Here is a 23,375-nt window from a genome sequence, read left to right as displayed (position 1 = left end):
TTGGCGACGTAAAGGAGCTGGCGATGTCCGGCCACTCTAAGTGGGCTACCACCAAGCACAAGAAGGCCGTGATCGACGCCAAGCGCGGCAAGCTCTTCGCCAAGATGATCAAGAACATCGAGGTGGCGGCGCGCACGGGCGGTCCCGACCCGGCGGGCAACCCGACCCTCTACGACGCCATCCAGAAGGCCAAGAAGAGCTCGGTCCCGATCGACAACATCAACCGCGCCGTCAAGCGCGGTGGCGGTCTGGAGGCCGGCGGCGCCGACTACCAGACCATCATGTACGAGGGCTACGGCCCGAACGGCGTCGCGGTCCTGATCGAGTGCCTCACCGACAACCGCAACCGCGCGGCCTCCGACGTGCGCGTCGCGATGACCCGCAACGGCGGCTCGATGGCCGACCCGGGCTCGGTGTCGTACCTGTTCACCCGCAAGGGTGTCGTCATCGTCCCCAAGGCCGACGGCGTGGACGAGGACAAGCTGTTCGAGGTCGTCCTCGACCAGGAGCCGGAGGAGATCAACGACCTCGGCGACTCGTTCGAGATCGTCTCCGAGGCCTCGAAGATGGTCGCCGTGCGCACCGCGCTGGTCGACGCCGGCGTCGACTACGACTCGGCCGAGGCCAACTTCCTCCCCAGCATGCAGGTCGAGCTGGACGTCGACGGCGCCCGCAAGATCCTCAAGCTGATCGACGCCCTGGAGGACAGCGACGACGTGCAGAACGTCTTCGCCAACTTCGACATCTCCGACGAGGTCGGCGCGCAGCTCGACGCCGAGTGATCACTGCCCAGTGATCGTCGGTGAGTGACCGTTCTCACTGCCCGGCCCGGTGGTCCCTGGACCACCGGGCCGGTGTCGTCGGTGGGGTTGTCGGACCCGGGCGGTAGCCTGCGGAGGTCCTTCGTGGCGAGTGACAGGGAGACGGGCGAGTGGTGCGGGTACTGGGCGTGGACCCGGGGCTGACCAGGTGCGGGGTCGGCGTGGTCGAGGGTGCGCCGGGCCGGCCGCTGCGGATGGCCGGGGTCGGCGTGGTGCGCACCCCCGCCGAGGCCGAGATCGGGGAGCGGCTGCTCCAGGTCGAGCAGGGCATCGAGGCCTGGCTGGACGAGCACCGGCCCGACCTGGTCGCCGTCGAGCGGGTCTTCGCCCAGCACAACGTCCGCACCGTGATGGGCACCGCCCAGGCCAGCGCCGTCGCGATGCTCTGCGCCACCCGGCGCGGCATCCCCGTCACCCTGCACACCCCCAGCGAGGTCAAGGCCGCCGTCACCGGCTCCGGCCGGGCCGACAAGGCGCAGGTCACGGCCATGGTGCAGCGCCTGCTGCGGCTGGACGCGCCGCCCAAGCCGGCCGACGCCGCCGACGCGCTGGCGCTGGCCATCTGCCACATCTGGCGCGGCGGGGCGACCAACCGGCTGGAGGCCGCCGTCCGGGCCGCCCGGGCCACCCCCCGCTCCACTCCTCCGAAAGGCACCGTCCGATGATCGCCTTCGTGCAAGGGCCCGTGGCGGCCATCTCCTCCGGGACCGCGGTGGTCGAGGTCGGCGGGGTGGGCATGGCCGTGCAGTGCACCCCGAACACGCTGGCCGGGCTGCGGCTGGGCGAGCCGGCCCGGCTGGCCACCTCGCTGGTGGTCCGGGAGGACTCGCTGACCCTGTTCGGCTTCGCGGACGACGACGAGCGCGGCGTGTTCGAGATCCTCCAGGCCGCGCCCGGCGTCGGTCCCAAGCTGGCGCAGGCGATCCTCGGGGTGCACAGCCCCGACGCGCTGCGCGCCGCGGTCGCGGGCGGCGACGAGAAGGCGCTGGTCGCGGTGCCGGGCATCGGCAAGGCCAAGGCGGCCAAGCTGCTGCTGGAGTACAAGGACAAGCTCGGCGCCCCGCACGGCGCGGTCCCGGCGCAGAAGCCGATCGCCACCGGCCCGGCGCCGTGGAGCGATCAGCTGCACTCCGCGCTGACCGGCCTCGGGTACGCCCCGCGCGAGGCGGACGAGGCGGTCGCGGCCGTCACCCCGGAGGCCGAGGCGCAGGCGACGCCGGACGTCGGCGCCCTGCTCCGGCTCGCCCTGCGCGGCCTCAACCGGGCCCGCTGACCACCTGACGATCTGTCCATTTGTCGATACTGGAGACTCTGGAGCCCGCGACGATGTACGACCCTGAACCCGCCGACCGGCTGGTCACGGCCGCCGCCGACGGTGAGGACCAGGCGGTGGAGGCGGCGCTGCGCCCCAAGCTGCTGGACGAGTTCATCGGCCAGGGGCGGGTGCGCGAGCAGCTGTCGCTGGTGCTCCAGGCCGCCCGCAAGCGCGGCAGCGCGCCCGACCACGTGCTGCTGAGCGGGCCGCCCGGGCTCGGCAAGACCACCCTGTCCATGATCATCGCCGCCGAGCTGGGCGCGCCGATCCGGATCACCTCCGGCCCGGCCATCCAGCACGCCGGGGACCTCGCGGCGATCCTCTCCTCGCTCACCGAGGGCGAGGTGCTCTTCCTCGACGAGATCCACCGGATGTCCCGGCCGGCCGAGGAGATGCTCTACATGGCGATGGAGGACTTCCGGGTCGACGTGATCGTCGGCAAGGGCCCGGGCGCCACCGCCATCCCGCTGGAGCTGCCGCCGTTCACCCTGGTCGGCGCCACCACCCGGGCCGGCCTGCTGCCGCCGCCGCTGCGCGACCGCTTCGGCTTCACCGGGCACATGGAGTTCTACGCCCCGGCCGAGCTCCAGCGGGTGGTGCACCGCTCGGCCGCGCTGCTGGACGTGGAGATAGACCCGGCCGGCGCGGCCGAGATCGCCGGGCGCTCGCGCGGCACCCCGCGCATCGCCAACCGGCTGCTGCGCCGGGTCCGCGACTACGCCCAGGTCCGGCACGACGGGCAGGTCACCGTCGAGATCGCCGCCCAGGCGCTGGACGTCTACGAGGTGGACGCCCGCGGCCTGGACCGGCTGGACCGCGCGGTGCTGGACGCGCTGCTGCGGCTGTTCGGCGGCGGTCCGGTCGGCTTGTCGACACTGGCGGTCGCCGTGGGGGAGGAGTCCGAGACGGTCGAGGAGGTCGCCGAGCCGTTCCTGGTCCGCGAGGGCCTGCTCGCCCGCACCCCGCGCGGCCGGATCGCCACCGCCGCGGCCTGGCAGCACCTCGGTCTGACCCCGCCGGTCCAGACCATTCGCGGACGTGTTCCGGCGCAACCGGAGCTGTTCCCCGCCGATGAAAGTTGACCGCCATCGGCTGAACGGGTGAGTCGGTCCGGTCGGTTCCCACCCGGTGCTTCCGTGGTGGCACACGGAGGAGCCGGGAGTGAGGTCCGGGGAAACTGTGCAGGCGGAGGCTCGCCACTTTCGGTGGCAGGATGCGATGCTTGGCGTTGTCCGATCGATTCGGGGTCGCCTAGACTCCGCCGGACCGCCCCTCTCACCTGACGGGCCGACCAATACCACACAGGCCGCCGGCCGGCGGCCCGTAAAGGACCCTGGCTGCAGTGAACCTCATCATCCTTCTCCTCCCGATCATCGCGATCGTGCTCATGTTCCGGTCGCAGAAGAAGCGCCAGTCGCAGATGCAGCAGATGCAGACCGCGCTGGAGCCGGGGGCCGGTGTGCGCACCATCGGCGGTCTTTACGCCCAGGTGAAGGCGGTCAACGACGAGACCGTCGAACTGGAGATCGCGCCCGGCGTGGTCACCCACTTCACCAAGAGCGCCATCGCGGCCGTCCTGGACCCCCAGGAGTACGACGCGATCATCAACGGCCGCCCCGCCGATGACGAGCTGCCCGAGCCGGAGGCCGAGGACGCCGACGCCGAGCCGGTCGAGGACAAGCCGCTGTCGCTCAGCAAGGACAGTGCCGAGAAGGGTGACGTCGAGGGCGGGGCTCCCGCGAGCAAGTAGTACGGACGGGCAACCCGCCCGGCCGCGCGGCACAGTGCCGCGAGCCCACAGGACCTCAGGGCCGCAGAACCGCCGGACCCCTGTCCCGCCACGAGCCGGACGGGGGTCCGGTCGGGGAAGTGGCATGGACAGGGAGAAACGAGCAAGGTGGCAACACCCAAGTCGCGCCCGCGCGACGGCTACCCAGGGCGGGCGCTGGCCCTCATCCTGGTCGTCACCGTCGGACTGGTCGCCCTCATGTTCGGGACGGGCACCACCAAGCCCAGGCTCGGGATCGATCTCGCCGGTGGCACCAGCATCACGCTGACCGCGAAGTCGACCGATCCCAAGGCGATCAGCAAGTCCAACATGGACATCGCCACCGGGATCATCGAGCGCCGCGTCAACGGCATGGGTGTCTCCGAGGCGGAGGTCCAGACCCAGGGCGACAACACGATCATCGTGAACATCCCCAAGGGCGGCAACCAGCAGAACGCGGCGGACCAGGTGGGCACCACCGCCAAGCTGTTCTTCCGTCCGGTCCTGGCCGTGGCGCCCAGCGGCGTCACCGCTCCGGTGCCGACCGGCACCCCGTCCGCGGGCGCCACCGGCACCCCGGGGGCGACCCCGTCCGCCAGCGCGACCGGCAGCCCGTCCGCGAGCGCCACCAAGCAGGGCCGCCCCGCGAGCGAGGCCCTGGCCGCCGAGGGCGCCAGCCCGACCGCCGCCGCCACCGGCGCGAGCACCGCGCCCTCCGCGGCCGCCACCGGCGCCCCGAGTGCCGCGGCCACCCCGCCGAGCGCCGCCGACCTCACCGCCGCGATGACCCAGGGCACCGTGCCGCCGGAGCTGACGGCCGCGTTCGCCGCCCTGGACTGCTCCAAGCCCGAGGTCCGCACCGCCCAGACCGGCGCCGATGACAAGGCCGTCGTCGCCTGCTCGCAGAAGCCCGAGAACGGCTACTACGAGAAGCTCGCCCTCGGCCCCGTCGCCGTGAAGGGCTCGGACGTCTCCAAGGCCCAGCCGAGCCTCGACACCCAGTCGGGCGCCGGCTGGCAGGTCCAGCTGCAGTTCAACGGCACCGGCACCGACGACTTCACCAAGATCACCGGCCAGCTCGCCACCCAGGCCCCGCCGAACAACCAGTTCGCGATCGTGCTGGACAACCAGGTCGTCTCGCACCCCGAGGTCAAGAACGCGATTCCCGGCGGCAGCGCCGTGATCACCGGCCGCTTCACCCAGACCGAGGCGCAGGACCTGTCCAACGTGCTCGGCTACGGCGCCCTGCCGCTGGAGTTCGTCAAGAGCGACATCACCACCGTCTCCCCGGCGCTCGGCAGCGACCAGCTCAAGGCCGGCCTGGTGGCCGGCGCGATCGGCATGCTGCTGGTGGTCGCCTACTCGCTGGTCTACTACCGCGGCCTCGGCCTGGTCTCGATCGCCGGTCTGCTCGTCTCGGCGGCCCTGACCTACTCGATCATGAGCCTGCTCGGCAACGCGATCGGCTTCGCGCTGAACCTGCCGGCGGTCTGCGGTGCGATCGTCGCGATCGGCATCACGGCGGACTCCTTCATCGTGTACTTCGAGCGCATCCGCGACGAGGTCCGCGAGGGCGCCCCGCTGCGCCCGGCGGTCCAGCGGGCCTGGCCGCGCGCCCGGCGCACCATCCTGGTCTCGGACTTCGTGTCCTTCCTCTGTGCCGCCGTGCTCTACGTGGTCTCGGTCGGCAAGGTCCAGGGCTTCGCGTTCACCCTGGGTCTGACCACGGCGCTCGACGTCGTGGTGATCTTCCTCTTCACCAAGCCGCTGATCACGCTGCTGGCCCGCCGCAAGTTCTTCCTGAACGGCCACCCGTGGTCCGGCCTGGACCCGAAGCGGCTGGGCGCCCGCCCGCCGCTGCGCAGCAGCCGTCGCCGTAACCCCTCCTCTGCCGCCGTGAAGGAGGCCTGACACCGTGTCACGCTTCTCCAACCTGGGCCACCGGCTCTACCAGGGTGAAGTCAGCTTCGACTTCGTCGGACGCCGCAAGCTCTGGTACTCCATCTCCGGCGTGATCGTGCTGGTCGCGGCGATCGGCCTGGCCATGGGCCTGCACCTGGGCATCGAGTTCAAGGGCGGCTCGGTCTACACCGTGGCCAAGCCCGGCCTGACGGTCTCCCAGGCACAGGAAACCGCGGACGGGGTCGTCTCCTCGCACCCGCTGGTGCAGTCGACCGACAACGGCAAGATCCGCATCCAGGTCAGCACCGAGGAGCCGAAGAGCTCCGACCAGATCCGCGCCGAGCTCTCGCAGAAGCTCGACGTGCCGCTGGACACCGTCGAGGCCCAGGTGATCGGCCCCAGCTGGGGCAAGCAGATCTCCCAGAAGGCACTCACCGGTCTGATCGTCTTCATGGTCCTTGTGACGGTCTACCTGGCGATCGCCTTCGAGTGGCGGATGGCGGTGTCCGCCCTGGTCGCCCTCATCCACGACCTCCTGATCACCATCGGCGTGTACGCCCTGGTGGGCTTCGAGGTCACCCCGGGTACGGTGATCGGCTTCCTGACCATCCTCGGGTACTCGCTCTACGACACGGTCGTCGTCTTCGACACCGTGAAGGAGAACACCAAGGGGCTCACCAAGCAGAACAAGCTCACCTACAGCGAGGCCGCGAACGCGGGCCTCAACCAGACCCTGGTGCGCTCGCTCAACACCACCGTGGTGGCACTGCTTCCGGTCGCCGCACTGCTGTTCATCGGTGGCGGCCTCCTGGGCGCCGGCACCCTGAACGACATCTCGCTCGCGCTGTTCATCGGCCTCGCGGCCGGTGCCTACTCCTCGATCTGCGTCGCCACCCCGCTGCTGGCGCAGCTCAAGGAGGAGCAGCCGGATATGAAGGCGCTGCGCAAGCGGGTCCTCCAGCACCGCGCCGCCGCGGCCGCCAAGGCCGAGGCTGCGGACGAGGAGCCGACGGGCGAGGAGCAGCCTGCGGGTATGGTCGGACAGCGTGGCCGCTCGGCCGGCACCTCCCGTGCCAAGGGCCGTCCGTCCACCAAGCGCTGACCCCGACCACGACCCCGGGGCCCCACCAGACCGTGAAGGACACCACCGTGACCACCGCCGACACCGCACTGGCCGAGCTGCTGAACAGCCGGATCCGGGACGTCCCGGACTACCCGAAGCCGGGTGTGCTGTTCAAGGACATCGCGCCGCTGCTCGCCGACGCCGAGGCCTTCGGCGCCCTCACCCGGGCGCTGGCGGACCGGGCCGCGGAGCTCGGTGCGACCAAGGTGGTGGGCCTGGAGGCGCGCGGCTTCGTGCTGGCGGCCCCGGCGGCCTTCGCGGCCGGGCTCGGCTTCGTGCCGATCCGCAAGCAGGGCAAGCTGCCCGGCGAGGTGTTCCGGCGCTCGTACGAGCTGGAGTACGGCTCGGCGACGCTGGAGGTGCAGTGCGACGCCTTCGCGCCCGGTGAGCGGGTGCTGGTGGTGGACGACGTGCTGGCCACCGGTGGCACCATCGGCGCCTCGCTGGACCTGGTGAAGGAGGCCGGGGCCGAGCTGGCGGGCGTCGTGGTGCTGATGGAGCTGGGCTTCCTGGACGGCCGCGAGCGGCTGGCCGGGCACCTGGGCGGCGCTCCGCTGGAGACGCTGGTCACGGTCTGACGGATACGTCAGGAGGACGGCGGTCGGAACATCCGACCGCCGTCCTTCCGTTTCCTGGCCCGGCCGGATGAACACCCCGGCGCCCGGCTCGGTACCATGAAGATTCATCCCCTCCCGGTTGTCCCCGAACGTCCGGGCCCCGGCAGGGGCCGGCCCCGGTGCCCCGAGGAGTTGTCCTTGCCCGACGAGGTTGTGCCCACGGCCGCAGCGGCCGCCCCCGAAGACCGTCCCACGCCCTCGGGGGCCACCCCGGCACGCCCGGCGCCGACCTCCTCGCGTTCGCTCGGCCCGTCCGGCCGCGGTTCCACCGGCGGCATGCGCGCCCGCCTGGCCCGCCTCGGCGGCCAGCGCTCCAGCGTGCTGAACCCCGTCCTGGAGCCGTTGTTCCGCTCGATCCGGGCGAACGACCCCAAGGCCGACCCGGCGCTGCTGCGCGACATCGAGAAGGCGTACGCGGTGGCCGAGAAGTGGCACCGCGGACAGAAGCGCAAGAGCGGCGACCCGTACATCACCCACCCGCTGGCCGTCGCGACGATCCTGGCCGAGCTCGGCATGGACGCCCCGACCCTGATGGCCGGGCTGCTGCACGACACCGTCGAGGACACCGACTACGGCCTGGAGACCCTGCGCAAGGACTTCGGCGACTCGGTGGCCCTGCTGGTGGACGGCGTCACCAAGCTGGACCGGGTCAAGTTCGGCGAGGCCGCGCAGGCCGAGACCGTCCGCAAGATGGTCGTGGCGATGGCCAAGGACCCGCGGGTCCTGGTGATCAAGCTCGCCGACCGCCTGCACAACATGCGCACGATGCGCTACCTCAAGCGGGAGAAGCAGGAGAAGAAGGCCCGCGAGACGCTGGAGATCTACGCCCCGCTGGCGCACCGGCTGGGCATGAACACCATCAAGTGGGAGCTGGAGGACCTCGCCTTCGCGATCCTCTACCCCAAGATGTACGACGAGATCGTCCGGCTGGTCGCCGAGCGCGCCCCCAAGCGGGACGAGTACCTGGCGACCGTCATCGACCAGGTCCAGGCGGACCTGCGCGGCGCCCGGATCACCGCCTCCGTCACCGGCCGGCCGAAGCACTACTACTCGGTCTACCAGAAGATGATCGTCCGGGGCCGGGACTTCGCCGAGATCTACGACCTGGTGGGCATCCGGGTCCTGGTCGACACCGTCCGCGACTGCTACGCGGCGCTGGGCACCATCCACGCGCGGTGGAACCCGGTGCCGGGGCGGTTCAAGGACTACATCGCGATGCCCAAGTTCAACATGTACCAGTCGCTGCACACCACGGTGATCGGTCCCGGGGGCAAGCCGGTCGAGCTGCAGATCCGCACCTTCGACATGCACCGGCGGGCCGAGTACGGCATCGCCGCGCACTGGAAGTACAAGCAGCGCGCGGTGGCCGGGGCGTCCAAGGTCCGCACCGACACCCCGACCCAGGTCCGCAAGGAGGACAAGGCCGGCGCCGTCAACGAGATGGCCTGGCTGCGGCAGCTGCTGGACTGGCAGAAGGAGACCGCCGACCCGGGCGAGTTCCTGGAGTCGCTCCGCTTCGACCTGGCCAGCAACGAGGTCTTCGTCTTCACCCCCAAGGGTGACGTGATAGCCCTGCCGGCCGGGGCCACCCCGGTCGACTTCGCCTTCGCGGTGCACACCGAGGTCGGCTACCGGACGATAGGCGCCCGGGTCAACGGGCGGCTGGTGCCGCTGGAGTCGACCCTGGAGAACGGCGACACCGTCGAGGTCTTCACCTCCAAGGCGGAGAACGCCGGACCCTCCCGGGACTGGCTGGGCTTCGTCAAGTCCCCGCGCGCCCGCAACAAGATCCGCGCCTGGTTCTCCAAGGAGCGCCGCGAGGAGGCGATCGAGCACGGCAAGGAGGCGATCGTCCGGGCGATGCGCAAGCAGGGCCTGCCGATCCAGCGGATCCTGACCGGCGACTCGCTGGTCACCCTGGCCCACGAGATGCGCTACCCCGACATCTCCTCGCTCTACGCCGCGATCGGCGAGGGCCACGTCGCCGCGCCGAACATCGTGCAGAAGCTGGTGCAGGCGCTCGGCGGCGAGGAGGGGGCGACCGAGGACCTGGCGGAGACCGCCGCCCCGACCCACGACAACCGCCGCGCGGTGCGCCGCCGGGCCAAGGGCGACCCGGGCGTGATCGTCAAGGGCGTCGAGGACGTCTGGGTCAAGCTCTCCCGCTGCTGCACCCCGGTGCCCGGCGACCCGATCGTCGGCTTCGTGACCCGCGGCAACGGCGTCTCGGTGCACCGCGCCGACTGCGTCAACGTGGAGGCGCTGAGCCAGCAGCCGGAGCGCATGATCGACGTCGAGTGGGCGGCCACCCAGTCCTCGGTCTTCCTGGTGGCCATCCAGGTCGAGGCGCTGGACCGCTCCCGGCTGCTCTCGGACGTCACCCGGGTGCTCTCCGACCAGCACGTCAACATCCTGTCGGCGGCGGTGCAGACCTCCCGGGACCGGGTGGCGATGAGCCGCTTCACCTTCGAGATGGGCGACCCGAAGCACCTGGGCCACGTGCTCAAGGCGGTGCGCGGCGTCGAGGGCGTGTACGACGTCTACCGCGTCACCTCCGCCCGCAAGTAGCGCGCGGGTACGCGGAAGGCCCCCGGGAGCGTTCCCGGGGGCCTTCGCCGTTCAGCGCTCGGGGCGGTCAGCCGCTGAACTCCTCCTGGCTCCGGTGCGCCTGCTCCAGCAGGGTCTGCACGCCGGCCAGCTCGGACTCCAGCTTGGCGGTCCTGGACGCGTTGCCGGCCGCGCGGGCCTTGTCCAGGTCGGCCTGGATCTTGTCGGCCTTGGCCTGGAACAGGCCCACCATGCCGGCCGCGCGGGCCTTGGCCTCCGGGTTGGAGCGCTTCCACTCGGCGTCCTCGGCCTCGCGGATGGCCCGCTCGACCGTGTTCAGCCGGCCGTCCAGCTTCGGACGGACCTCGCGCGGCACGTGGCCGATGGCCTCCCAGCGCTCGTTGACCTCGCGCAGCGCGGCCTTGGCGGTCTTGAGGTCGGTGATCGGCAGGATCGCCTCGGCCTCGGCGGCCAGCGCCTCCTTGAGCTTCTGGTTCTCCACCTGCTCGGCGTCCCGCTCGCTGAACACCGAGGAGCGGGCCTGGAAGAAGACGTCCTGGGCGCCGCGGAACCGCGCCCACAGCTCGTCCTCGATGTCCCGCTGGGCCCGGCCGGCGGACTTCCAGCGCGCCATCAGGTCGCGGTAGGCGGCCGCGGTGCTGCCCCACTCCGTGGACGAGGACAGCGCCTCGGCCTCGGTGACCAGCGCCTCCTTGGTCTGCCGCGCCTTCTCGCGCTCGGCGTCCAGGGTGGCGAAGTGCGCCTTGCGGTGCTTGGAGAAGACCGAGCGGGCGTGCGAGAAGCGGTGCCACAGCTCGTCGTCGCTCTTGCGGTCCAGCCGCGGCAGGCCCTTCCAGGTGTCCACCAGGGCGCGCAGCCGGTCCCCGGCCTCCCGCCACTGGGTCGACTCGGCGAGCTGCTCGGCCTCGGTGACCAGGGCCTCCTTGGCCGTACGGGCCTCGTCCTGGGCCTTGGCGCGAGCGGCCTTGCGCTCCTCGCGCCGGCTCTCGATCTCGCCGGCGAGCGTGTCCAGCCGCTTGGCCAGGCCCTCCAGGTCGCCGACCGCGTGTCCCTCGACCACCTGGGCGCGCAGGTGCTCCAGCGCGGTCTGGGCGTCCTTGGCGGCCAGGTCGGTGGTGCGCACCCGCTTCTCCAGCAGGCCGATCTCCACCTCGATGCCCTGGTACTTGCGCTCGAAGTAGGCGAGGGCCTCCTCGGGCGAGCCGGCCTGCCAGGAACCGACGACGCGTTCACCGTCGGCCGTCCTGACGTAGACCGTGCCCTGCTCGTCCACACGGCCCCACGGGTCGCTGCTCATAGCGCGTCCTCCACATGACGTCGCGCCCGCGCCGGGGCGGCGCGCGTCCGTCGTCCACAGTTGATGTGCGACGGACCGAAAGAGTCCGCCGTCCCCGTCCGCCGTGCCTTGCTGCCGAGGGTGACGGCCAGGCGGGTGCGGGCACCCTATACAACGCCAACATAGGCGACCGGGACCGGTGCTGTCCGCATCCGGGCCGGGCGATTTCGGTCCGGGGCCCTGCGGGGACGGCGCGCAGGCCGCCCCCGCAGGGCCCCGGAGTAGGTCAACCCTTCGTCACCGTAACGGAGTTGAAGGTGACGTCGGCCATCGGGTGGCCGTCCGGCGAGCCCTCCAGGGTGCCCGCGGCGGCGATCTTCTGCACCACGTCCAGGCCCCCGGTGATCTTGCCGAAGGGGGTGTAGTTCGGCGGCAGCTTGGTGTCCTTGTAGACCAGGAAGAACTGGCTGCCGTTGGTGCCCGGGCCGGAGTTGGCCATCGCCACGGTGCCGGCCGGGTAGGTCGCGCCGGTCAGGTTCTCGTCCGCGAACTTGTAGCCGGGGCCGCCGGTGCCGCCCGGGACGGTCGCGCTGGCGGTCGGGTCGCCGCACTGGAGCACGAAGATGCCGTCGGTGGTGAGCCGGTGGCACTTGGTGTGGTCGAAGTACTGCTCGCCGGCCAGGAAGGCGAAGGAGTTCACGGTGTGCGGGGCCTTCGCGGCCTCCAACGCGATCGTCACCTTGCCGCAGTTGCTGTCCAGCGTCATGGCGTACGAGCCGCCCGGGTCGACCGTCATGGCCGGCTCGGCCTGCCACTGCTTGCCGTTGGGCGCGCCCGGCGCCGGGGCGGCGCAGCCCTCGACCGGCTTGCGGGTCGGGGTGGACGGCTCGTCGGTGCTGGTCGGCGCCGCCTGGGCGCTGTTCGCCGAGGCCTTCTTGTCGCCCTTGTCGTCCGAGCTGAACGCGCCGGTGGCGATCAGGGTGCCACCGCCGGCCAGCACCACGACGGCGAGCGAGGCGCCCAGGATCGTGTTGCGCCGCCTGCGTGCGGCCGCGGCCGCGACCCGGCGCTCCAACTGGCGCTCGTACTTGTCTCGGGCGAGCTGCCGCCGCCGTTGTTCGCTGCTGACCACCGGCCGTGTCTCCTACGGATGTGCGGGAAAAGTGGATGGATTCCGGAGCGGATCATCGCATCCCTCGGCGGCCAAGTGTAGGGACCGGGCCTGTAAGAACCCGGTGAACCTGCCGGGCCGCGGCGCCCCGTCACCCCTATCTGGTTCGCAACCGGACCCGCGGCGCCGGTAGGCTGCACCTACATCACCACTGGCAGCGATCACCACTGGTAGCCGCCGCAGCCGACCGCCGCACACCCGAAGGACGCGCGTGTTCATCGCCGGATTCCCCGCTGGAGCCTGGGGCACCAACTGCTACCTGGTCGCCCCGGCGGCGGGCGAGGAGTGCGTCATCGTCGATCCCGGCCACCAGGCGGCCCGCGGCGTCGAGGAGATGGTCCGCGAGCACCGGCTGAAGCCCGTCGCCGTGCTGCTCACCCACGGCCACATCGACCACGTGGCCTCGGTGGTCCCGGTCTGCGGCGCCCGCGGCGTCCCGGCCTGGATCCACCCCGAGGACCGGTACATGATGTCCGACCCGGAGAAGGCGCTCGGCCGCTCCCTGGGCACCCAGCTGATGGGCGAGCTCACCGTCGGCGAGCCCGACGACGTGCGCGAGCTCACCGACGGCAGCGTGCTGGAGCTGGCCGGCCTGAAGCTCACCGTGGACCACGCCCCGGGCCATACCGGGGGGTCGGTGACCTTCCGGACGCCCGGTGCCGAGGACCTCCCCCCGGTGCTGTTCTCGGGCGACCTGCTGTTCGCCGGCTCCATCGGGCGTACCGACCTCCCGGGCGGGGACAGCGCGGCGATCATGAACTCGCTGGCCCGGGTGTGCCTGCCCCTCGACGATTCCACCGTGGTCCTCTCCGGCCACGGCGGTCAGACCACCATCGGCCGCGAGCGCGCCACCAACCCCTACCTCCGACAGGCAGCGGGGGCGGCCGGCGCCCCGGCTTTCCCGCGACGAGGAATGTGACGGAAGAGAAGTTGAGCACCTTCACCGCCCCCAAGGGCACCTACGACCTGCTGCCCCCCAGCTCCGCGACGTTCCTGGCGATCCGCGAGCGCATCGCCGCACCCGCCCGCCGGGCCGGCTACGGCTACGTCGAGACCCCGGTCTTCGAGGACGTGAAGCTGTTCTCCCGCGGTGTCGGCGAGTCCACCGACATCGTCTCCAAGGAGATGTACACCCTCACCACCAAGGGCGGCGACGAGCTGGCGCTGCGGCCGGAGGGCACCGCCTCGGTGCTGCGCGCCGCCCTCCAGGCCAACCTGCACAAGCAGGGCAACCTGCCGGTCAAGCTCTGGTACTCCGGCTCGTACTACCGCTACGAGCGCGCCCAGAAGGGCCGCTACCGCCAGTTCTCCCAGGTCGGTGCCGAGGCGATCGGCGCCGAGGACCCGGCGCTGGACGCCGAGCTGATCATCCTGGCCGACGACGCCTTCCGCTCGCTGGGCCTGGGCAACTACTCGCTGCTGCTCAACAGCCTCGGCGACAAGCAGTGCCGCCCGGTCTACCGCGCCGCCCTGATCGAGTTCCTCTCGGGCCTGGACCTGGACGAGGAGACCCGCCGCCGCGCCGAGATCAACCCGCTGCGCGTCCTCGACGACAAGCGCGAGTCGGTTCAGGCCCAGCTCACCGACGCCCCGATGCTCCGCGACTACCTGTGCGAGGAGTGCAAGGCGTACGACGAGAAGGTCCGCGAGCTGCTCACCGCCAACGGCGTCGCCTTCGTCGACGACCCGAAGCTGGTCCGCGGCCTGGACTACTACACCCGCACCACCTTCGAGTTCGTGCACAACGGCCTCGGCGCCCAGTCCGCCATCGGCGGCGGCGGCCGCTACGACGGCCTGTCCGAGATGATCGGCGGCCCCGCGCTGCCGTCCGTCGGCTGGGCCCTCGGCGTGGACCGCACCTTCCTGGCCCTGGAGGCCGAGGGCGTGGACCTCGACCTGCCGGCCGCCACCTCCGTCTACGCCGTCGCGCTCGGCGAGGAGGCCAAGAACATCCTGTTCGCCAAGGTGGTCGAGCTGCGCCGGGCCGGCGTCGCCACCGACCTCGCCTTCGGCGTCAAGAGCATCAAGAACGCCATGAAGTCCGCCGACCGGTCCGGCGCCCGCTTCGCCCTGATCGCCGGGGACCGGGACCTCGCCGAGGGCGTCGTCCAGCTCAAGGACCTGAGCACCGGCGAACAGGCCCCCGTCGCCCTCGACGCACTCGTCACCACCCTGAAGGAGAAGCAGCTGTGATCCGCACGCACGACGCGGGCACGCTCCGCCCGGAGCACGCAGGCACCACCGTCACCCTGGCCGGCTGGGTCGCCCGCCGCCGCGACCACGGCGGCGTCGCCTTCATCGATCTGCGCGACGCCTCCGGCACCGTGCAGATCGTGGTCCGCGACCTCGACTCGGTGCACGGCCTGCGCGCCGAGTACTGCGTCAAGGTCGTCGGCGACGTCCGGGTCCGCCCCGAGGGCAATGAGAACCCGGACATCCCGACCGGCGCGGTCGAGGTCGTCGTCAGCGCGATCGAGGTGCTCTCCGAGGCCGCCCCGCTGCCCTTCCCGGTCGCCGAGTACGAGCCGGGCACGGTCAACGAGGAGGTCCGCCTCCGCTACCGCTACCTCGACCTGCGCCGCGAGGGCCCGGCCAAGGGCCTGCGCCTGCGCTCCAAGGTCAACAACATCATCCGCCGGGTGATGGAGGAGAACGACTACCTCGACATCGAGACGCCGTACCTCACCCGCTCCACCCCCGAGGGCGCCCGCGACTTCCTGGTCCCGGTCCGCCTCCAGCCCGGCCACTGGTACGCCCTGCCGCAGTCGCCCCAGCTGTTCAAGCAGCTGCTGATGGTGGCCGGCATGGAGCGCTACTACCAGATCGCCCGCTGCTTCCGCGACGAGGACTTCCGCGCCGACCGGCAGCCGGAGTTCACCCAGCTGGACATCGAGGCCTCGTTCGTCGACCAGGAGGACATCCTGGCCCTCGGCGAGAAGATCATCGGCTCCGTCTGGCGCGAGGTCCACGGCTACGAGATCCCCAACCCGCTGCCGCGGATGACCTACGCGGACGCCATGGGCCGCTACGGCTCGGACAAGCCGGACGTCCGCTTCGGCCAGGAGCTCACCGACCTGACCGCGTACTTCAAGGGCACCGACTTCCGCGTCTTCCAGGCCCCGTACGTCGGCGCCGTGGTCATGCCCGGCGGTGCCTCGCAGCCGCGCAAGCAGCTGGACGCCTGGCAGGACTGGGCCAAGGCGCGCGGCGCCCGCGGCCTCGCCTACGTGCTCATCGACGCCGAGACCGGCGAGCTGCGCGGCCCGGTCGCCAAGAACCTCTCCGAGGAGCACCTGGCCGGCCTCGCCGCCGCCGCCGGCGCCAAGAACGGCGACGCGATCTTCTTCGCGGCCGGCAAGGAGCGCGCCTCGCAGGAGCTGCTCGGCGCCGCCCGTCTGGAGATCGGCCGCCGCTGCGAGCTGATCGACGAGTCCCAGTGGGCCTTCCTCTGGGTCGTCGACTTCCCGATGTTCGAGCCGATCGAGGACGACAAGGGACAGTTCCAGGGCTGGCACGCGGTGCACCACCCGTTCACCGCCCCGACCGCGGAGTCGCTGGACACCTTCGACACCGACCCGGGCTCGGCGCTCTCCAACGCCTACGACCTGGTCCTCAACGGCTCGGAGCTGGGCGGCGGTTCGATCCGTATCCACCAGCGCGACGTGCAGAAGCGGGCGTTCGACGCGATCGGCCTCTCCGAGGAGGAGGCGGCCTCGCAGTTCGGCTTCCTGCTGGACGCCTTCAACTACGGCCCGCCGCCGCACGGTGGCGTCGCCTTCGGCCTGGACCGCATCGTCACGCTGCTGGGCGGGTACGACACCATCCGGGACGTCATCGCCTTCCCGAAGACGTCCACCGGCGGCGACCCGCTGACCGGCGCCCCGACCCCGATCACCCCGGCGCAGCGTCGCGAGGCCGGCGTGGACGCCCAGCCGAAGGTCCGCGAGGACGCCAAGGGCGAGGCTCAGCCCAAGTCCTGACGTCGCGTCATCCGCTAACCTGCAACGGCCCCGGACGGCTCGCCCGTCGTCCGGGGCCGGTCCACAACGGTGTGTGACACAGGGAGGGTTGACTCAATGCAGGTCACAACGAGAGTCGAATGTCCGGACGACGTCCCGGCGACCAGACGCGTCCACATGGCCGCGTTCCCGGGGCCGGACGAGGCGGACCTGGTGGACGCGCTGCGCCGCGATCCCGCCTGGCTGCCCGGGCTGTCCGTGGTGGCGGTCGACGGTGCCGGGCTGGTGATCGGCCACGCGCTGCTGACCCGGCTGCGGGTCGGCGACGGCAAGGCGCTGGCGCTCGCGCCGGTCGCGGTGGCGCCCGAGTGGCAGCGCCGGGGCGTCGGCGAGCTGGTCGTCCGGGCCGCGCTGGCGGCGGCCGAGGAGGCGGGCGAGAAGCTCGTGGTCGTCCTCGGCGATCCGGAGTACTACAGGCGGTTCGGCTTCGCGCCGGCCGGGCGGCACCAGGTCTCCGGCCCGTTCGAGGTGCCGGAGGCGTACTTCCAGGCGCTGCCGCTGGCGGCGTACGACGGCGCCCCGCGCGGGCTCTGCCGCTACCCCGAGCCCTTCGTCGCCGTATAGAGCCTGCCTCCGGGCTCCTGCCCCACCCCGAGCGCCGCTCCCTCGGGCGCCTCTCCCGGGGCCGGTCCACGAGACCGGCCCGGTCGCCACGGCCTCGCCGACCTGCGGATCCGGCCGCCGGCGCCTACGGTGAATGCTCATCAGCATTCGACCGAACGGAGGACCCGAGGGTGGCCGAGCAGCGGCGGACCGGGAAGCCGGGGAAACTGGCCAGGAAGCCGTACGAGCGGGAGCTGCTGCGGCTCCAGGAGGAGCTGGTGAAGCTCCAGGAGTGGGTGCGGGCCGAGGGCGCCCGGCTGGTGGTGGTCTTCGAGGGACGTGACGCCGCCGGAAAGGGCGGAGCGATCAAGCGGGTGACGGAGTACCTGAACCCGCGCATCGCCCGGGTCGCGGCACTGCCCACGCCGACCGAACGGCAGAAGACCCAGTGGTACTTCCAGCGGTACGTCGAGCACCTGCCGGCCGCCGGGGAGATCGTGCTGTTCGACCGCAGCTGGTACAACCGCGCGGGCGTCGAGCGCGTGATGGGCTTCTGCAGCGACGAGGAGTACTGGCAGTTCCTGCACCAGTGCCCGACCTTCGAGCGGATGCTGACCGAGTCGGGCATCCTGCTGCGCAAGTACTGGTTCTCGGTGAGCGACACCGAGCAGGAGCGGCGCTTCCGGGACCGCCTGGGCGACCCGATGAAGCGCTGGAAGCTCTCCCCGATGGACGTCGAGTCGATCACCCGCTGGGAGGACTACTCGCGGGCCAAGGACGAGATGTTCATCCACACCGACACCCCGGACTCGCCCTGGCACGTGGTGGAGAGCGACGACAAGCGCCGGGCCCGGATCAACATGATCGCCCACCTGCTGTCCACCGTGCCGTACCGCGAGATCAGGGCCCGGCAGGTCGAACTGCCGCCCCGCCCCGCGTCGCGCGGCTACCAGCGGCCCCCGCGCGACCTGCAGAAGTACGTCCCGGACCACGCCGCCGGGCTGGAGTAGGCCGGGCCCGTCGCGTGCCTTGCCGGGCTGTCCGGGGCCTCGCATAGGCTTCCGGTGTGGACGAACCGGACCTCTTCACCGCCGCAGCCGAGGAACGCCAGAGCAGGGAGCCCGGCCGGGCGCCGCTGGCCGTACGGATGCGTCCGCGCACCCTGGACGAGGTGGCGGGGCAGCGGCAGCTGCTGAAGCCCGGCTCGCCGCTGCGCCGGCTGGTCGCGGGCTCGCGGGGCCCGGCGGCGACCAGTTCGGTGATCCTCTGGGGGCCGCCCGGCACCGGCAAGACCACCCTGGCGCACGTGATCAGCCAGGCGGTCGAGGGCCGCTTCGTGGAGCTGTCCGCGATCACCGCCGGGGTCAAGGAGGTCCGGGCGGTGATCGACGGCGCCCGGCGGGCGGTCGGGATGTCCGGCCGGGAGACGGTGCTCTTCCTGGACGAGATCCACCGCTTCTCCAAGGCCCAGCAGGACTCGCTGCTGCCGGCCGTGGAGAACCGCTGGGTGACCCTGATCGCGGCTACGACCGAGAACCCGTACTTCTCGGTGATCTCCCCGCTGCTGTCCCGCTCGCTGCTGCTCACCCTGGAGTCGCTGACCGACGAGGACATCCGGGCGCTGCTGCGCCGCGCGGTGGCCGACGAGCGCGGCCTGGAGGGCGCGCTGGAGCTGTCCGTGGAGGCCGAGGACCACCTGGTGCGGCTGGCCGGCGGGGACGCCCGGCGGGCGCTCACCACCCTGGAGGCGGCGGCCGGTGCGGCGCTGGAGAAGGGCGAGCCGAGCATCACGCTGGCCACCACCGAGACGGCGGTCAACCAGGCGGCGGTGCGCTACGACAAGGACGGCGACCAGCACTACGACGTGGCGAGCGCGCTGATCAAGTCGATCCGCGGCAGCGACGTGGACGCCACCCTGCACTACCTGGCCCGGATGATCGAGGCGGGGGAGGACCCGCGGTTCATCGCCCGCCGGCTGATGATCTCGGCCAGCGAGGACGTCGGACTGGCCGACCCGACGGCCCTGCAGACGGCGGTGGCGGCGGCCCAGGCGGTGGCCCTGATCGGCTTCCCGGAGGCCCGGATCATCCTCTCCCAGGCGGCCATCGCGCTGGCCCTGGCGCCCAAGTCCAACGCCGCCTACCTGGCGATCGACGCGGCGCTGGCGGACGTCCGGCAGGGCCTGGCGGGCGCCGTCCCGCCCCACCTGCGGGACGCGCACTACGGCGGCGCGGGCAAGCTCGGCCACGGCCAGGGCTACCGGTACCCGCACGACCTGCCGGAGGGCATCGCCGCCCAGCAGTACGCGCCGGACGCGGTGCACGGCAAGGAGTACTACCGGCCGACCAGGCGCGGCGGCGAGGCCCGGTACGCGGACGTGGCGGAGTGGACGCGCGGGCGGCTGCGGGGGGAGCGCAGGGTGGAGGGCAAGGCCGGGAAGAAGGACGGGAAGGCGCCCGCGAAGCCGGAGCAGAAGGCCGAGGAGCAGCCCGGGGAAAAGGGCGAGTGATCCACCGGTATACTCGGTCGGAGTGCCATGTCCCGGGACGGCGGCGGGGGAGACCCCACCGACCGGCCGCACCAGCGGGGCACCGGCCGTAGGCCCCCTCCGAGGGGCCCGCACCAGGAGCGTCGCGCACCGTTTCGGTGTCGCGGGCGGCCCAGATTCTGGGCCGCTCCGTGTGACCAGCACTTTCGTGCCCGGCTCCGGAGAGCGGCTGACCGCATCGCCTCGGCGATGGGTTGTCTCCGGGTCGCGAGATGCGACCTCCGTCAACACCTGGTGAAGCCGTATTCGTAAGCAAGGAAGGTTTGGTTCATGGCGAACCAGAAGCGTCCCAAGGTCAAGATCGCGCGTGCGCTCGGCGTGCCGCTGACCCCGAAGTCCGTCAAGTACTTCGAGGCCCGCCCGTACCCGCCCGGCCAGCACGGCCGTGGCCGCAAGCAGAACTCGGACTACAAGGTCCGTCTGCTCGAGAAGCAGCGTCTGCGCGCCCAGTACGACCTGAGCGAGAAGCAGATGGCGCGCGCGTTCGACCGCGCGAAGAAGGCCGAGGGCAAGACCGGTGAGGCGCTCGTCGCCGACCTGGAGACCCGTCTGGACTCGCTGGTGCTGCGTTCGGGCATCGCCCGCACCATCTACCAGGCCCGCCAGATGGTCGTCCACGGCCACATCGAGGTCAACGGCGGCAAGGTCAACAAGCCGTCGTTCCAGATGAAGCCGGGCTTCGTGGTCACCGTCCGCGAGCGCTCCAAGGAGAAGGTCCCCTTCCAGGTCGCCCGTGAGGGTGGCTACGCGGGTGAGGGCCAGACCCCGAAGTACCTCGAGGTCAACCTGAAGGCCCTGGCCTTCCGCCTGGACCGTGCGCCGCAGCGCAAGGAGGTCCCGGTGATCTGTGACGAGCAGCTGGTCGTCGAGTACTACTCGCGCTGACCCGGTTCCGCTCTTCGCGACACCACGAGCGAGCCCCCGCCGCCTTTCGAGGCGACGGGGGCTCGCCCCTTTGCCGCGCTGTCCTTCCCGCTGCCGTCAGATGCTCTCGCCGGTCATCGCGGCGGCCAGCCGCAGGTGCGGGCGGGCCTCCTCGGGCCGGCCCTGGCGCTCCAGGGTGCGGCCGAGCATCAGCCGGGCGTAGTCCTCGGCCGGGTCGGCCTCCAGGATCCGCAGCAGCTCGGCCTCGGCGCGGCGGAGCTGGGCCGAGTGGAAGTAGCTGCGGGCCAGCAGCATCCGGACGGAGAGGTTGGTCGGCTCCTCGGCGAGGACACCTTCGAGCGTGCGCGCCGCGTCGGTGTACGCCTTGGAATCGAAGTAGAACTTCGCCATGCGGTACTCGTTGGCGGCGTTGTGGACGGCCATGATGCTCCTTCCGGGCAGTTCCTTGCCTCCTCAAGCAATCGGCAAGTTTCAACTATTCCGCGCCGTCGAGGGCGCCGGCGCGGGCGGCACCGAGCGGGGGCCCCGCGCCGTTTCCGGGCCCTGCGCCCGGCCCCCGCCACCGAGCGCCCGGGCGACCGCCGCGTCCAGGTCCAGCAGGGTCCCGGCCTCGTAGCACTCCTCGTACTCCTGGGCGGTCAGCCCGGCCCGGGCCCGCTCGGCGCACTCCTGGTGCGGGCCGAAGAAGTTCCGCGAGCCCAGGAACGGGTTGCCGACCGTGCGCCAGATCCGGTGCGCGGCCCCCTGCAGCACCCGGGCCTCGCGCAGGTCGCCCGGCTCGCCCGGTCCGCTCGGCTCGGTCCCCAGCAGTGCCAGCAGGTCGATGCCCAGCACGATGCCGAGCAGGTCGCGGAAGAGGTGGTTCAGCCGCACGCACTCCCGGGCCAGCACCCGGGCGGGCTGCACGGCGCCGTCCAGCCAGTGCGAGTACGCCATCGCGTAGAGCACGTACCCGTAGGCCCACTGCTCGCCGTGCTCCTCGCACAGCTCGCGGGCCTGGCCGAACCAGAGCTCGCCGCTGTCCGGATCGCCCTGGAAGAGGTGGGCCAGGCCCAGCTCCAGCATGGCCATCACCACGTTGCTGTTGAGCTCGCCGATGGTCCGGTAGTGCCAGAGCGCCTCCTCGAACAGTTCGGCGGCCCGGTCGGGGTCGTCGCCGACCAGGGCGACGCAGCCCTGGCGGTGGACGGCGTAGGCCAGCGCCCGGTCGTCGCCGGTGTCCAGCGCCTGGCGGCGGCACTCCTCCAGTGCCGGTCGGGCGAAGCCGAGGTCGCCCTGGAGGGTGGCCATGTAGCCGGTCACCCAGAGGGCCTTGGCCCGTGCCTCGGTGGGCTCGCGGTCCAGCGCGAGCGCGCGGTCCAGCCAGTGCCGGCCCTCGCCGAGGTGGCCGCAGCCGATCCAGTAGAACCAGAGCGTGCCGGCCAGCAGCAGGGCGATCTGCTCCTCGCCCGGCTCGGCGAGGCAGAACTCCAGCGCCGCGCGCAGGTTGCCGTGGGCGAGCCCGGTGCGCTCGGCGGTCTCCGCCTGCCGGGGGCCGAACCACTCGACCTCGCCCCAGGTGGCGACGCCCAGGTACCAGTCCCGGTGGCGGCGCAGCAGCCGCTGCTCATCGCCGGCGGCGCGCAGCCACTGGCCGCCGTACTCGCGCAGGGTGTCCAGCAGCCGGAAGCGCACGCCGAAGGCGCTGTCCTCGCGCAGCACCACGGACTGGGCGACCAGCTCGTCGAGCAGGTCGAGGACCTCCTCGGCCTCGATGCCCTCGCCGGCGCACACGTACTCGGCGGCCTCCAGGTCGAAACCGCCGGCGAAGACCGAGAGGCGGGCCCAGAGTAAACGTTCCTGCACGGTGCACAGCTCATGGCTCCAGCCGACCGTCGTGCGCAGCGTCCGGTGCCGCGGCAGGGCCGTCCGGGAGCCGCGGGTGAGCAGCCGGAAACGGTCGTCCAGCCGGGCGGTGACCTGCTCCACCGACAGCGCGCGCAGCCGGCCGGCGGCCAGCTCCAGGGCCAGCGGGATGCCGTCCAGCCGGCGGCAGAGCAACCCGACCGCCTCCGCGTTGGCCTCCGTCACCTCGAAGGACGGCAGCACCGCCCCGGCCCGCTCGACGAACAGCCGTACCGCGTCCGGCAGCGCGTCCGGCCGCACCGGGCCGGAGGGCGCCGGGCCGACCGGCAGCGGCGTGAGGGCCAGCAGGTGCTCGCCCGAGGCCCGCAGGGTGGTGCGGCTGGTGGTCAGCAGCCGCAGTCCGGGCAGCGCCCGCAGCAGCGCGTCGGCCAGCTCGGCGCAGGCCTCCACCAGGTGCTCGCAGCCGTCCAGCACCAGCAGCAGGCGCCGGCCCTCCAGCCGCTCGATCAGGACGTCCAGCGGCGGACGGGCGGAGCCGTCGGCGAGCCGCAGCGCCTCCAGGACGGCGTGGCCGAGCAGCAGCGGGTCCTGCACCGGGGCCACCTCCACCAGCCAGGTGCCGTCCGGGAAGGCGTCGGCCGCCCGGGCCGCCGCGCGCAGGGCCAGCCGGCTCTTGCCCACGCCGCCCGGCCCGGTGACGGTCACCAGCCGGGCCGAGTCCAGCAGCCCGGCCAGCTCCGCCAGTTCGCCCCGCCGCCCGACGAAGCCGGTCACCTCGGCCGGCAGCCGGCCGGGCTCCGGCCCGTGCGGCCCCGCCGCGGGCTCCCCGCGGGGTGCTGTCCAGTCCCCGGCCAAAGGCTGCTCCCCGTGCTCCAGGCCGGACCGGTCGGGGTCCGGACGTGCGTCGGGCCGTACGGGCGACGGCCTGCCAGGCAGAACGAGGTGACCGATCGGTAGGTTACGCGCGCGGATCG

Annotated in this window: 20 protein-coding genes; 16 read left to right on the top strand and 4 right to left on the bottom strand. The window is 72.0% G+C overall.

The window, feature by feature from the left end:
- Positions 1–23 precede the first annotated feature (23 nt).
- From ACGFSC_RS08340 to ACGFSC_RS08300, 9 genes are all read left to right on the top strand, one after another.
- Positions 24–782, top strand: a complete 759-nt coding sequence (locus ACGFSC_RS08340) for a YebC/PmpR family DNA-binding transcriptional regulator (protein WP_049651428.1) — start codon at positions 24–26, stop codon at positions 780–782.
- A gap of 152 nt (positions 783–934) precedes the next feature.
- Positions 935–1,486: a crossover junction endodeoxyribonuclease RuvC gene (gene ruvC / locus ACGFSC_RS08335; protein WP_359897479.1), complete on the top strand. Its 552-nt coding sequence runs from the start codon at positions 935–937 to the stop codon at positions 1,484–1,486.
- Positions 1,483–2,094: a Holliday junction branch migration protein RuvA gene (gene ruvA, locus ACGFSC_RS08330; RefSeq protein ID WP_359897474.1), complete on the top strand. Its 612-nt coding sequence runs from the start codon at positions 1,483–1,485 to the stop codon at positions 2,092–2,094. The genes ruvC and ruvA overlap by 4 nt, the downstream gene beginning before the upstream one ends.
- Before the next feature lie 53 nt (positions 2,095–2,147).
- Positions 2,148–3,218, top strand: a complete 1,071-nt coding sequence (ruvB, locus tag ACGFSC_RS08325) for a Holliday junction branch migration DNA helicase RuvB (protein ID WP_359897473.1) — start codon at positions 2,148–2,150, stop codon at positions 3,216–3,218.
- Between the two features lie 260 nt (positions 3,219–3,478).
- Complete coding sequence (gene yajC, locus ACGFSC_RS08320) at positions 3,479–3,886, top strand: preprotein translocase subunit YajC (protein WP_359897472.1); 408 nt, start codon at positions 3,479–3,481, stop codon at positions 3,884–3,886.
- 147 nt (positions 3,887–4,033) lie between these two features.
- The gene (gene secD / locus ACGFSC_RS08315) at positions 4,034–5,815 is read left to right on the top strand and encodes a protein translocase subunit SecD (RefSeq protein ID WP_359897471.1); all 1,782 of its coding nucleotides are present in this window, start codon (positions 4,034–4,036) and stop codon (positions 5,813–5,815) included.
- 4 nt (positions 5,816–5,819) lie between these two features.
- A complete protein-coding gene (gene secF / locus ACGFSC_RS08310) occupies positions 5,820–6,908 on the top strand; it encodes a protein translocase subunit SecF (protein ID WP_359897470.1) in 1,089 nt (362 codons plus the stop codon).
- Positions 6,909–6,955: 47 nt separating this feature from the next.
- Entirely contained in the window at positions 6,956–7,507 is a 552-nt protein-coding gene (locus ACGFSC_RS08305) for an adenine phosphoribosyltransferase (protein ID WP_359897469.1), read from the top strand.
- 96 nt (positions 7,508–7,603) lie between these two features.
- Positions 7,604–10,114: a RelA/SpoT family protein gene (locus ACGFSC_RS08300; protein WP_392862737.1), complete on the top strand. Its 2,511-nt coding sequence runs from the start codon at positions 7,604–7,606 to the stop codon at positions 10,112–10,114.
- 67 nt (positions 10,115–10,181) lie between these two features.
- Here the strand turns inward: ACGFSC_RS08300 and ACGFSC_RS08295 are convergent, their stop codons facing one another.
- Both ACGFSC_RS08295 and ACGFSC_RS08290 read right to left on the bottom strand, forming a co-directional pair.
- On the bottom strand, positions 10,182–11,411 hold the full coding sequence (locus ACGFSC_RS08295) for a DUF349 domain-containing protein (RefSeq protein WP_359897468.1): 1,230 nt from the start codon (positions 11,409–11,411) through the stop codon (positions 10,182–10,184).
- Positions 11,412–11,676: 265 nt separating this feature from the next.
- Positions 11,677–12,522, bottom strand: coding sequence for a peptidylprolyl isomerase (locus ACGFSC_RS08290; RefSeq protein WP_359897466.1), 846 nt, complete (start codon positions 12,520–12,522; stop codon positions 11,677–11,679).
- Positions 12,523–12,772: 250 nt separating this feature from the next.
- On the opposite strand from ACGFSC_RS08290, the gene ACGFSC_RS08285 reads away from it, so the two are divergent.
- The 7 genes from ACGFSC_RS08285 (at position 12,773) to rpsD (ending at position 20,556) form a co-directional block, all read left to right on the top strand.
- Positions 12,773–13,480: an MBL fold metallo-hydrolase gene (locus ACGFSC_RS08285; protein WP_359897465.1), complete on the top strand. Its 708-nt coding sequence runs from the start codon at positions 12,773–12,775 to the stop codon at positions 13,478–13,480.
- An 11-nt stretch (positions 13,481–13,491) separates the two neighbouring features.
- Positions 13,492–14,754, top strand: a complete 1,263-nt coding sequence (gene hisS / locus ACGFSC_RS08280) for a histidine--tRNA ligase (RefSeq protein WP_359897464.1) — start codon at positions 13,492–13,494, stop codon at positions 14,752–14,754.
- On the top strand, positions 14,751–16,541 hold the full coding sequence (aspS, locus tag ACGFSC_RS08275) for an aspartate--tRNA ligase (RefSeq protein WP_359897463.1): 1,791 nt from the start codon (positions 14,751–14,753) through the stop codon (positions 16,539–16,541). The genes hisS and aspS overlap by 4 nt, the downstream gene beginning before the upstream one ends.
- Positions 16,542–16,637: 96 nt before the next feature.
- A complete protein-coding gene (locus ACGFSC_RS08270; protein WP_359897462.1) occupies positions 16,638–17,144 on the top strand; it encodes an N-acetyltransferase in 507 nt (168 codons plus the stop codon).
- Positions 17,145–17,314: 170 nt separating this feature from the next.
- Complete coding sequence (ppk2, locus tag ACGFSC_RS08265) at positions 17,315–18,133, top strand: polyphosphate kinase 2 (RefSeq protein ID WP_359897461.1); 819 nt, start codon at positions 17,315–17,317, stop codon at positions 18,131–18,133.
- 56 nt (positions 18,134–18,189) lie between these two features.
- Positions 18,190–19,632, top strand: coding sequence for a replication-associated recombination protein A (locus ACGFSC_RS08260; protein ID WP_359897460.1), 1,443 nt, complete (start codon positions 18,190–18,192; stop codon positions 19,630–19,632).
- A gap of 309 nt (positions 19,633–19,941) precedes the next feature.
- On the top strand, positions 19,942–20,556 hold the full coding sequence (gene rpsD / locus ACGFSC_RS08255; protein WP_030240707.1) for a 30S ribosomal protein S4: 615 nt from the start codon (positions 19,942–19,944) through the stop codon (positions 20,554–20,556).
- Between the two features lie 96 nt (positions 20,557–20,652).
- Here the strand turns inward: rpsD and ACGFSC_RS08250 are convergent, their stop codons facing one another.
- Together ACGFSC_RS08250 and ACGFSC_RS08245 are read right to left on the bottom strand one after the other, a co-directional pair.
- Positions 20,653–20,979 carry a tetratricopeptide repeat protein gene (locus ACGFSC_RS08250; protein WP_359897459.1) on the bottom strand — a complete coding sequence of 109 codons (327 nt, stop codon included), beginning with the start codon at positions 20,977–20,979 and terminating at the stop codon, positions 20,653–20,655.
- A gap of 48 nt (positions 20,980–21,027) precedes the next feature.
- Positions 21,028–23,256, bottom strand: coding sequence for a regulator (locus tag ACGFSC_RS08245; RefSeq protein WP_359897458.1), 2,229 nt, complete (start codon positions 23,254–23,256; stop codon positions 21,028–21,030).
- Positions 23,257–23,375 lie beyond the last annotated feature (119 nt).

The organism is Kitasatospora sp. NPDC048715 (assembly GCF_043198905.1).
In the GTDB taxonomy this organism is placed as follows: Bacteria; Actinomycetota; Actinomycetes; order Streptomycetales; family Streptomycetaceae; genus Kitasatospora; species Kitasatospora lactacystinica.
Note: the sequence above shows the minus strand (reverse complement) of the source record. Positions and strands in the feature narration are given on the sequence as shown.

Excerpts from the sequence above, each read along its gene's own strand:
- ruvA (WP_359897474.1), top strand. The coding sequence starts at position 1,483 with ATGATCGCCTTCGTGCAAGGGCCCGTGGCGGCCATCTCCTCCGGGACC.
- ACGFSC_RS08300 (WP_392862737.1), top strand. The coding sequence starts at position 7,604 with ATGAAGATTCATCCCCTCCCGGTTGTCCCCGAACGTCCGGGCCCCGGC.
- ACGFSC_RS08340 (WP_049651428.1), top strand. The coding sequence starts at position 24 with ATGTCCGGCCACTCTAAGTGGGCTACCACCAAGCACAAGAAGGCCGTG.
- ACGFSC_RS08295 (WP_359897468.1), bottom strand. The coding sequence starts at position 11,411 with ATGAGCAGCGACCCGTGGGGCCGTGTGGACGAGCAGGGCACGGTCTAC.
- ACGFSC_RS08270 (WP_359897462.1), top strand. The coding sequence starts at position 16,638 with ATGCAGGTCACAACGAGAGTCGAATGTCCGGACGACGTCCCGGCGACC.
- ACGFSC_RS08250 (WP_359897459.1), bottom strand. The coding sequence starts at position 20,979 with ATGGCCGTCCACAACGCCGCCAACGAGTACCGCATGGCGAAGTTCTAC.
- rpsD (WP_030240707.1), top strand. The coding sequence starts at position 19,942 with ATGGCGAACCAGAAGCGTCCCAAGGTCAAGATCGCGCGTGCGCTCGGC.
- ruvB (WP_359897473.1), top strand. The coding sequence starts at position 2,148 with ATGTACGACCCTGAACCCGCCGACCGGCTGGTCACGGCCGCCGCCGAC.